Source organism: Actinoplanes auranticolor (assembly GCF_018332655.1).
In the GTDB taxonomy this organism is placed as follows: Bacteria; Actinomycetota; Actinomycetes; order Mycobacteriales; family Micromonosporaceae; genus Actinoplanes; species Actinoplanes auranticolor.
The window spans coordinates 105,587-115,398 of sequence record NZ_BOQL01000073.1 but is presented as its reverse complement, the minus strand read 5'-3'; the positions used below and the strand labels follow the sequence as shown (position 1 = coordinate 115,398).

Annotated in this window: 10 protein-coding genes; all 10 read right to left on the bottom strand. The window is 71.8% G+C overall.

Annotated elements, in window-relative coordinates; translation table 11 throughout:
* On the bottom strand, positions 1 to 680 hold a 680-nt coding region (locus tag Aau02nite_RS40250), incomplete at its 3' end, for a hypothetical protein (protein WP_212993927.1).
* 45 nt (positions 681 to 725) lie between these two features.
* Entirely contained in the window at positions 726 to 1,547 is an 822-nt protein-coding gene (locus Aau02nite_RS40245) for a DivIVA domain-containing protein (RefSeq protein ID WP_212993913.1), read from the bottom strand.
* A 57-nt stretch (positions 1,548 to 1,604) separates the two neighbouring features.
* A complete protein-coding gene (locus Aau02nite_RS40240; protein ID WP_203762600.1) occupies positions 1,605 to 1,910 on the bottom strand; it encodes a YggT family protein in 306 nt (101 codons plus the stop codon).
* A gap of 23 nt (positions 1,911 to 1,933) precedes the next feature.
* Positions 1,934 to 2,626 (bottom strand): cell division protein SepF, encoded by a 693-nt coding sequence (locus tag Aau02nite_RS40235; protein WP_212993912.1) that lies wholly within the window; start codon positions 2,624 to 2,626, stop codon positions 1,934 to 1,936.
* Between the two features lie 221 nt (positions 2,627 to 2,847).
* Positions 2,848 to 3,567 carry a YggS family pyridoxal phosphate-dependent enzyme gene (locus tag Aau02nite_RS40230; protein ID WP_212993911.1) on the bottom strand — a complete coding sequence of 240 codons (720 nt, stop codon included), beginning with the start codon at positions 3,565 to 3,567 and terminating at the stop codon, positions 2,848 to 2,850.
* Between the two features lie 3 nt (positions 3,568 to 3,570).
* Entirely contained in the window at positions 3,571 to 4,704 is a 1,134-nt protein-coding gene (ftsZ, locus tag Aau02nite_RS40225) for a cell division protein FtsZ (RefSeq protein ID WP_212993910.1), read from the bottom strand.
* Between the two features lie 281 nt (positions 4,705 to 4,985).
* Positions 4,986 to 5,756: a cell division protein FtsQ/DivIB gene (locus Aau02nite_RS40220; RefSeq protein WP_212993909.1), complete on the bottom strand. Its 771-nt coding sequence runs from the start codon at positions 5,754 to 5,756 to the stop codon at positions 4,986 to 4,988.
* Between the two features lie 15 nt (positions 5,757 to 5,771).
* Positions 5,772 to 7,190: a UDP-N-acetylmuramate--L-alanine ligase gene (gene murC, locus Aau02nite_RS40215; protein ID WP_212993908.1), complete on the bottom strand. Its 1,419-nt coding sequence runs from the start codon at positions 7,188 to 7,190 to the stop codon at positions 5,772 to 5,774.
* Between the two features lie 28 nt (positions 7,191 to 7,218).
* A complete protein-coding gene (gene murG, locus Aau02nite_RS40210) occupies positions 7,219 to 8,328 on the bottom strand; it encodes an undecaprenyldiphospho-muramoylpentapeptide beta-N-acetylglucosaminyltransferase (RefSeq protein ID WP_212993907.1) in 1,110 nt (369 codons plus the stop codon).
* Between the two features lie 47 nt (positions 8,329 to 8,375).
* Positions 8,376 to 9,803 (bottom strand): FtsW/RodA/SpoVE family cell cycle protein, encoded by a 1,428-nt coding sequence (locus tag Aau02nite_RS40205; RefSeq protein ID WP_246595809.1) that lies wholly within the window; start codon positions 9,801 to 9,803, stop codon positions 8,376 to 8,378.
* Positions 9,804 to 9,812: the final 9 nt, after the last annotated feature.

Here is a 9,812-nt window from a genome sequence, read left to right as displayed (position 1 = left end):
TCGTCGGCACGGGCGGCGCCGCCGGGGCCGGCATCGTCGAGACGGGCATCGGCGCCACGGGCGTCGAGGCCGGCTTCGTGGAGGCGGCCGTCAGCCAGGCGGGGATCGTCAGAGCGAGGGTCGTCAGAGCGGGGATCGTCGAGGCGGCCGTCGGCAGTGCGGGCGTCGGCAGTGCGGGCGTCAGCCGCGCGGTTGCCGTCAGCGCGGGCGCCGCCGATCAGATTCGCGGCGCGGTCGTAGTCGGCGTCCGCCGGGTCCGGTGCCTGTTCCGTCGGCGCCGGGCCGGCCGTCTGACCCGAGGAAGGCCGGCCGGCCGCAGCGTCGTCGTAGTCGTAGAGGTCGGCATCCGGCTGCACCCGCTGGGTCGCGTCCGGCCCCGGCGGGTACTCCTCCGTGTCCCGGCGGCCCGCCGCGTACGCGACGGAAGCTTCCTCCCCGACGAGCGGAGCGTCGCGGGGGAAGTCCGACTCCGGGCGGCGGCCCGTGCGTACGGCATCGCCGGCCGGGGCCGTCGCCGTGCGCCGGGCGGCCGAGGCCTGGCGGGCGCCGATGACCAGGGCCACCGCGGCCAGCAGGCTGGCGACGATGGAGCTGATCAGCAGGGGGCTCGACCCGCCCACGAGGCCGAGCACGAGCAGCGTGACGGCGACGAGGATGAGCAGCAGACTAACAACGATCATGGCTCATCCCCGCCGCTGTGGAACCGTTCCGCAAGCCGAGGTGGCTCAGCGGCCGGTCTCGATGGAGTTGGCGCGGCTGCCGCCGTACGAGCCGGCGAGGCCCGCGGCCGCGAGGCCACCGGAGCCGCCGACCGAACGGTTGGCGTCGGCGCGGGTCATCTCGGCTTCGAGGCCCTGGCCACGACCGTCGAGGTCGCGCAGCTGGCTCTCGAGGTACGCCTTCAGCCGCGTGCGGTACTCCCGCTCGAACTGCTTGAGCTCCTCGATGTGCTTCTGCAGCGCCGACCGCTTGGCGTCCAGGCCGCCCATGGCCTCCTGGTGCCGCTGGCGCGCGTCGCGCTCCAGAGCGTCCGCCTTGGCGCGGGCCTCACGGGTGACCTCCTCCGCCTTGGAGCGGGCGTCGGAGAGAAGCTTGTCGGCCTCGCGGCGGGCGTCCGACACGTGGTCGTCGGCCGTACGCTGGGCCATCATCAGCACGCGCAGCGCCTGCTGCTCGCCGTCGGCGCCCGTGGGGGCTCCGGCACCGGCGCCGACCGGGCCCTGGGCCCGGACCTGCTCCAGCTCGGCCTGCATCTGCCGGGCAGCCTGCTCAGCGGCAGACTTGTCGCGCTGCACCCGGTCGAGCTGGGCCTTCATCTCGTTGAGCTCCGCCGCCATCCGCGGGTCGGCGCTCGGGCCGGCTGGTGCGCCACCCCGACCGCCGCGCTCCACCTGGGCGCGCAGCTCGTTGTTCTCCTCGATCAGACGGGCGAGTTCGCGCTCGACCTCGTCCAGGAAGGCGTCGACCTCCTCCTCGTCGTACCCCCGCTTGCCGATAGGGGGTTTCTTGAAGGCGACGTTGTGCACGTCCGCCGGGGTCAGCGGCATCGAAACTCCTCGGGTCAGTTGCGGCCGCGTGGGGCGCAGTCGATCAGGCGGACGCTGTCACGCGAACGCGATGATCAGACGCGCTAACACGAAGTTCAAAAGCACGAACAGGATAACCAGCAGGACCAGGGACGCCAGGTCCAAACTCACGGTACCAATTCGAAGCGGTGGGATCACACGCCTCAACGCCTTGAGGGGTGGATCAGTGACGCTCCACACCGATTCCAATGCCGCCGACGCCCCTCGGCCCGGCTGCCACCGACGCCCGTACTGCAGCACCGCACCCAGGACGAACCGGGCGAGCAGGGTCAGGAAAAACACATAGAGCAGCAGATAGATGATCTGAAACACGATCGACAGCACGTCAGGCGGGTCCCTCGTTAGGGTCAACTCTGGTTGAAGAAACCGCCCTCAGCGATCTTGGCCTTGTCCTCTGCCGTGACCTGGACGTTGGCCGGTGAGAGCAGGAATACCCGGTTGGTCACGCGCTCGATCGTACCGCGCAGACCGAAGGCCAGCCCGGCGGCGAAGTCGACCAGCCGGCGGGCGTCCCCTTCATCCATCTCCGTGAGATTGATGATGACCGGTACACCGTCGCGGAAGTGCTCGCCGATGGTGCGCGCTTCGCGGTAGGTGGTGGGGTGCAGCGTGGTGATCTGGTAGCGCTGGTCCTCCTCGACGACCCGCTGGTGCACCTGGGTCTGCGGGGCCAGCGCGAGGTTGTCGCGGGTGGAGTAGCCCGACGGCTCGGCGGCCGCCGGCGCCGCCGGCCGGGTGATCGAGCGGACGCTCGCGCGCTCCTGCCGTTCCGGCCGGTCGTGGTCGTCCCGGTCGAGGTCGAGGCGGGCGGCGGCACGCTCGAGGCGGCCGCTGCGCTCCTGGCGGGCCCGCGGCAGCGCGGGCGCCTCCTCGACGTCGTCCTCCTCGTCGGCGAACTCGTCGGCGTAGCGGTAACCGGAGTCGCGGTCCCGGTCGCGCTCACGCTCGCGGTAGCCGCCACCGTCGCGGTAGCGGTCGTCGTACTGGTCGTCCTCTTCCACGAGGCCGAGCCACACGCCGGCCTTACGCAAAGCGCTCATGACTTCACCAGCCCCTGCTCGGCGCCGAACCGCTCGTCCATGCCCCCACCTCCGTCCGCTGTGCGGCCCGCGCCCCCTCGGCGTGCCGCGTCCCCCCTTGCACGGAAACCGCGATCGGTAAACATGACCACGGCCCGCTGCGACGCTGCGTCGTCCGGGCGCGTCGGCCGAGGCACGTCGCGCGTAAACAACACGTATGTAGTTTGCTGCCCGCCGCAAGGCTACCGCAGCGTGTTTCGCATCCCGAGTAAAGAAGTACCGATCCGTACGTGTGTCGCGCCGTGCCGGACGGCCTGCTCGAGGTCGCCGCTCATGCCGGCCGAAATGTCGGTCGCGCCGGGATGATCCGCTCGCAGCCGGGCCGCCAGCCCAGCGAGATCCTCGAATGCCCGGGCCGGCTCCCACCCGCGCGGCGCCACCGCCATCACGCCGCCCAGCCGCAGGCCCTCGGCCTCTTCCACCGCCGCCGCCACCCGCCACAGGTCACGGTCGGGGTCGCTGCCGTCGGCCACCGCCCCGCCCCGGGCCGGATCGCCGTCGATGCTGACCTGCACCAGCACGTCGAGCGGGCGCTCGCGGAGCCGGGCCGCGGCCGTGGCGAGCGCCCCGGCCAGGCGCGTCGAGTCGACCGATTCCACGACGTCGGCGTACGTGACGACCGACTTGGCCTTGTTGCGCTGCAGCTGCCCGACGAAGTGCCAGCGCAGTGGAGCCGCCACGGCCGCCGCCTTCGCTGCCGCTTCCTGATCCTTGTTCTCCCCGACGTCGGTGACGCCGAGCCCGGCGAGCAACTCCACATCGCTCGCCGGGTACGTCTTGGTCACCGCGACCAGGGTCACCGACCCGGGATCACGGCCGGCCGCCGTGCAGGCACGCTCGATCCGCCGGCGCACCTCGTCCAGCGAGGCCGCCAGCTCGTCGCGGCGCGCCTCTCGATCCAATACTCAGGAGCCGTTCTTCAGGAAGTCCGGCACGTCCACGTCGTCGAAGAGCACCCGGCGCGGCGGCGGGGTGGTCGCGGCGGGCGGCGTCGGCGGCGTCACCGGCACCGGTGAGGACGGCGCGACCGCGGGCGGCGCCGAGGCCTGCTGGACCACCTTGCGGGCGGGCTCAGCCGGCTTGTACGAGGGCGTGCCCCCGTCGAAGCCCGCGGCGATGACCGTGACCCGGACCTCGTCGCCCAGCGCGTCGTCGATGACCGCACCGAAGATGATGTTGGCGTCCGGGTGCGCCGCGTCGGTGACCAGCTGGGCCGCGTCGTTGATCTCGAACAGGCCCAGGTCGGAACCGCCGGCGATGGAGAGCAGCACGCCGCGCGCGCCGTCCATGCTCTGCTCCAGCAGCGGGCTGGAGATGGCCTTCTCGGCCGCCTCGACGGCGCGGTTGTCGCCACGCGCGCTGCCGATGCCCATGAGGGCGCTGCCGGCGCCGCTCATCACGCTCTTGACGTCGGCGAAGTCCAGGTTGATCAGGCCCGGGGTGGTGATCAGGTCGGTGATGCCCTGCACGCCGGAGAGCAGCACCTGGTCGGCCTGGCGGAACGCGTCCATCATGCTGATGCCGCGGTCGCCCAGCGCGAGCAGCCGGTCGTTCGGGATCACGATGAGGGTGTCGCACTGGTTGCGCAGCTCGTCGATGCCCGCCTCGGCCTGCACCTGGCGGCGCTTGCCCTCGAACGAGAACGGCCGGGTGACCACGCCGATGGTCAGGGCGCCCAGCTTGCGGGCGATGTTGGCCACCACGGGCGCGCCGCCGGTGCCCGTGCCGCCGCCCTCGCCGCAGGTCACGAAGACCATGTCGGCGCCCTTGAGGACTTCCTCGATCTCGTCGCGGTGGTCCTCGGCGGCGTTCTTGCCGACGTCCGGCTGCGCGCCGGCACCGAGACCGCGGGTGAGTTCGCGGCCGACGTCGAGCTTGACGTCGGCGTCGCTCATCAGCAGCGCCTGCGCATCGGTGTTGATCGCGATGAATTCGACTCCCTTGAGCCCAACCTCGATCATGCGGTTCACGGCGTTGACGCCGCCGCCGCCGATGCCGACGACCTTGATGACCGCAAGGTAGTTGTGCGGAGGTGTCATCGGGCTCAGCCTTCCCTTCAGGGTTGTGGGTGTCGAGGGCCCCAGCGGTCCGGCCAAGAACCGCCATCGATACCCGCGCCGTACAAGGGAGGGCGAGGAAACCCTCACCCTCTACTAGAGGCTTAGTGTTATGTCAACTACTCGAACCTCTCGGGGCAACGTAAGCGGCGGACAGGCGACAACCAAGGACCGACGCGGCGTGTCGGCGTCCGCTTACGTGGCGAGTATCCGACTCAGCCGTAACCTTGGACGGAATGCGCCGTTCGGACGCCTTTGTCCGGTTAGCGGATGGTCACCACGTCCGGGGCGCTCACGTCGATCGTGTCGCCCTTGCGCTCCAGCAGCGCGGTGGCCACCTGGGCCTTTCGCTCGCTCTGGGTCTCGTCGCCCCAGAACACCTCGCGGTCCTTGCGCAGGCCGAGCCGGACCTGCGCGGGAGCCTGGACGGTGATCGACACGACCTGCTCGCGCAGCTCGGCGGTGAGCGACGACAACACGGTCAGGGCGGACCGGGTGTTGATGTCGTCCGGACCGGGCGCGGCCAGCTGGGCCAGCGGCAGGCCGGCCGGGCGCTGCGGGACCGTGCGGTAGGCGACGCCCTCCCCGTCGATCAGGGTGAACTCCTTGCCCACCGGCACGGCGGCGACCGGCGTGCGCTCCACGACCTCGATCACGACGGTCCCGGGCCAGCTGCGGGACACCACGGCGCGGTCGACCGGGGGCAGACCCTCGACCCGGCCGCGGATCCGGTCCAGGTCGACGCCGGCCAGGGGTTGCTGCATCCGTACGGCCGCAGCCTCCTGCACCTGCAGCGGCGCGAGCGAATCGGTGCCGACCACCTCGACCTGGCGCACCCCCAGCACCGACGTGCCGTAGACCAGCCAGGCCAGCGCGCCCACGACGGCCAGCACGCCCGCGGTCACCGCCCAGGGCAGCGCCGCGCGGAGCTTGCGCCGCCGGGCGCGGGCCATGAACCGCCGGACCGAGGTCGGCACGGCATCCGTGTCCGCCCGCACCAGCCGCCAGCTACGCCCGCCCCCGCCGTCGCTCATGCACTCCCCGCTTCGTCAGGACTCGGCCAGGGCGACCAGCAGCTCGTCACCCATCATCGAGATCGGCGGCGCGCCCATGGTGACCACGACGTCGCCGGGCCGGCTGCGCCGCAGCACCTCGGCCGGCACGTCCTCCCACGACGGCACGAAGACCTTCTGCTCCGCCGGCAGATCGATCGCCGCGGTCAGGGCGACGCCGCCCTCACCGGGACCACGCTGCTCGCCGGGCCCGAAGACCTCCATGACGATCACCTCGTCGGCCAGGGCCAGCCCCTCGGCCAGCTCGGCCTGCAGGTCACGGGTGCGGTAGACCCGGTACGGCTGGAAGACCACCACGAGCCGGCCGTCCCCGGCCACCTCACGCAGCGTGCGCAGCGCGGCCTTGACCGAGGTCGGGTGGTACGCGTACTCGTCGTAGACCCGTACGCCGGCGACCGTGCCCTTGCGCTCGAAGCGCCGCCGCACCCCCGGGAAGGAGCTGAGCGCCTCGGTGATCTTCTGCAGCGGGATGCCGAGCCGCATCGCGGTCAGCACGGCCGCGGCGCCGTTGAGGCCCATGTGCCGGCCGGGCAGCGCCAGCGAGATCTCGCCGAGCGGCTTGCCGTCCAGCGTGGCCTGGTAACGCACGCCCTGCACGGAGGAGACCACGTCGGTGATCCGCAGGTCGGCGCCCTCGGACTCGCCGTAGGTGAAGACCGTGCGGCCGGCGGCGCGCAGCGCGGCGATGAGCTCCTGGACGCCCTCGTCGTCGGCGCAGGTGACCACGAAGCCGTCCTGGTCGGTCAGCTCGGCGAACTCCAGGAAGCCGGCCTTGAGCCCGGCCAGGTCACCCCAGTTGTTGAGGTGGTCGCCCTCGATGTTGGTGATGATCGCGACGTGCGGGCGGTAGATCAGGAACGACTTGTCGCTCTCGTCCGCCTCGGCCACGAAGTAGCTGCCGGAGCCGTGGTGGCCGTTCGAGCCGGCCGCGGAGATCTCGCCACCGATGACGAACGACGGGTCCTCGCCGGCGTGCTGCAGGATCACCGTCATGATCGACGTGGTGGTGGTCTTGCCGTGCGTGCCGGCCACCGCGATCGTGCGGCGCCCGGTCATCGCGGCGGCCAGCGCCTCGGAGCGGTGCAGCACCCGCAGCCCGCGCCGGCGCGCCTCGACGATCTCGACGTGGTCCTGCGGGATCGCCGTCGAGTAGACGACCGTGTCGACGCCGTCGAGGTTGGCCGCCTCGTGCGCCATGTGGACCGTGCCGCCGAGCGCGCGCAGCGCGGCCAGGGCCGGCCACTCCCGCAGCTCGCTGCCGGAGACCGGGACGCCCCGGGTCAGCAGCAGCCGGGCCAGGCCGCCCATGCCCACGCCACCGATGCCGATGAGGTGGACGGTGCCCAGCTGCTCGGCGGTCAACTCGCCGGCCGGCGTCAGTTCCGCCGTGTTCAAAGGACCACTCCCCTAGTTGTCGTGCAGCTCATCGGCGGGCCACTGCCTCGCACACGAAGTCGAGCAGGGCCTCGTCGCCGTCGCGGCGGCCGTAGCCGCCCGCCGCGGCACCCATTGTGGCGAGCCGCTGCGGGTCCCGGGCGAGCGGGATGACCGTACGCTCGATCCACTCTCGCGTCAGCTCGGCGTTGTCCACCAGCAGACCGCCGCCGGCCTCGACCACGGGCAACGCGTTGCGCTTCTGCTCCTGGTTGCTGAACGGGTACGGCACGTAGATCGCCGGCATGCCGATCGCAGTGGTCTCGGCGACGGTGATCGCCCCGCCCCGGCACAGCATCAGGTCGGCGGCGGCGTAGCCCAGGTTCATGTCGGACAGGTACGGCACCACGACGTACGGCACCGGCAGATCGCTGGGGATCTCGAACGGGTCGTTGCGCCCGCCCTGCACGTGCAGCACCTGGATGCCCGCGTGGGCGAGATTCTTGGCCGCGCCGGCCACCGCCAGGTTGATCGTGCGGGCGCCGGAGGAGCCACCGGAGACGAACAGCACCGGCAGGTCGGGGCGCAGCCCGAAATGGGCCAGGGCCTGCGGGCGCAGCGCGTGCCGGTCCATCCGGGTGATGGCCGTACGCAGCGGCACACCGACGACCCGGGCGTCACGCAGCGACTCGGCCTGCTGCGGCTGGGTCGGGAACCCCACCGCGATGTTCTTGGTGAACTTCATGCCCATCCGGTTGGCCACGCCCGGGGGCACGTTCACCTCGTGGATGACGATCGGGAGCTCACGCCGCCACGCCGCCAGGTACGCCGGCACGGACACGTACCCGCCGAACCCGACCACCACGTCCGCCTGGACCTCGTCGAGGATCTGACCGGCCGCATGGGCCGACTTGTACATCCGGTCCGGGGTGCGCAGCAGGTTCAGGTTGATCGAGCGGGGCAGCTGGAAGGCGGGGATGACCCGCAGGTCGTAGCCGGCCGGCGGGATCAGCTCGTTCTCCATGCCCTGCGGACTGCCCAGCGTCGTGATCCGCACCTCGGGGAAGTGGCGGCGCAAGGCGTCGGCGAAGGCGAGCAGCGGGTAGATGTGGCCACCGGTGCCTCCTCCGGCGAGCACAACAGACCGCAGCAGACCCATCACCGTCTCCTCTCCGTCCCCGCCGGATCTGGTGCCCGGATGTCCGGTCACCGGACGGGCGGGCGCGACTTCACCGGCCGCCGCGGCGGGGGGAGCGGCGGCAGCGGGGCCCAGAGTAGCCGTACCCATCGGGCGGGCGGACGGGCGTGCAGGGCCCGGGCGGCGTCCGGCTCGGCGCGGGCGAAGGAGGCGAGGATGCCGATCGCGGCCAGCGTCACGACCAGGGCGCTGCCACCGGTGGAGATGAACGGCAGCGGCAGCCCGGTGATCGGCAGCAGGCCCACCACGCCGCCGATGTTGATCACGGCCTGGGCCACCAGCCAGGTGGTGATGCCGGTGGCGGCCAGCCGGCGGAACGGGTCGTCGACCCGGCGGGCGATCCGGAAGCCGGTGTACGCCAGCACGGCGAACAGCGCCAGGATGACGGCACAGCCGACCACCCCGAGCTCCTCGGCCACCACGGCGTAGATGAAGTCGTTCTCGGCCGCGGGCAGCCAGTTCCACTTCAGGGCGCCCTTGCCCAGCCCGACGCCGAACCAGCCGCCCTCGTAGATCGCCGATCGGCCCTGCACCATCTGGTAGCAGAAGTCCGAGTGGCAGTCCTCGATCGGCTTGAACAGCACGGTGATCCGGGCCAGCCGGTAGTTCTCCTCGCCGACCGCGCCGGAGCCCGCACCGCGCGACGCCGCGGCGATCAGCAGGCCGATGCCGGACAGGCCGAGCACACCGAGCGCGGCGAAGACCCGCATCCGCACCCCGGCCGCCCACAGCAGCCCGATCACGAGCGAGAGCAGCACCAGCATGGTGCCCAGGTCGTTGTAGCCGACCAGGACGAACAGCAGGCCGATCACCGGGAACAGCGGCATCGCCAGCTCGCGCCAGTGGCCCAGCGCAGCGCCCTTGCGGGCGATGATGTCGGCGCCCCAGAGCACCACGCCGATCTTGGCGATCTCGGACGGCTGCACGCCGATCGGGCCGAGGTACAACCAGAGCAGGTCGGCGCTCAGCGGCCCCAGCTTGACGATCTCGGTGCCCGGCACCGGATCGACCACCCCGACCGCCAGCATCGCCCGCAGCAGGTCCAGCACCGCCAGCAGGACGACCGCGCCGACCAGCACGTACTTGCCGAGGAAGCGCATGGTGCCGGCGGGCAGCCGCTGGCAGACCCAGAAACCGACCAGGCCGAGCACGGCGAAGATCAGCTGGTTGCGGACGGCGGAGAAGGCGCTGCCGTCCTCGGCGTACGCCTTGACGCTGGTCGCGGAGAAGACCATGGTCAGGCCGATCAGCAGCAGCAGACCGGAGCTGGCGAGCAAGAGGTAGTACGACGACAGCGGCCGGGCCAGCAGGCCGTGCACCGCGGGCAGCAGCTGCTGGCTCAGCGACCGGGGCCGGGCGGCGGGCACGGCGGGCTGCACGGTCGCCGCCGGCGACACGGTGACCGCGGGCCGGGTGTCTACCTTGTCCTCGCCCATGCTGACCAT

Coding starts and splice junctions, on each gene's coding strand:
- Aau02nite_RS40245 (WP_212993913.1), bottom strand. CDS start 1,547: ATGCCGCTGACCCCGGCGGACGTGCACAACGTCGCCTTCAAGAAACCC.
- Aau02nite_RS40235 (WP_212993912.1), bottom strand. CDS start 2,626: ATGAGCGCTTTGCGTAAGGCCGGCGTGTGGCTCGGCCTCGTGGAAGAG.
- ftsZ (WP_212993910.1), bottom strand. CDS start 4,704: ATGACACCTCCGCACAACTACCTTGCGGTCATCAAGGTCGTCGGCATC.
- Aau02nite_RS40220 (WP_212993909.1), bottom strand. CDS start 5,756: ATGAGCGACGGCGGGGGCGGGCGTAGCTGGCGGCTGGTGCGGGCGGAC.
- murG (WP_212993907.1), bottom strand. CDS start 8,328: ATGGGTCTGCTGCGGTCTGTTGTGCTCGCCGGAGGAGGCACCGGTGGC.
- Aau02nite_RS40205 (WP_246595809.1), bottom strand. CDS start 9,803: ATGGGCGAGGACAAGGTAGACACCCGGCCCGCGGTCACCGTGTCGCCG.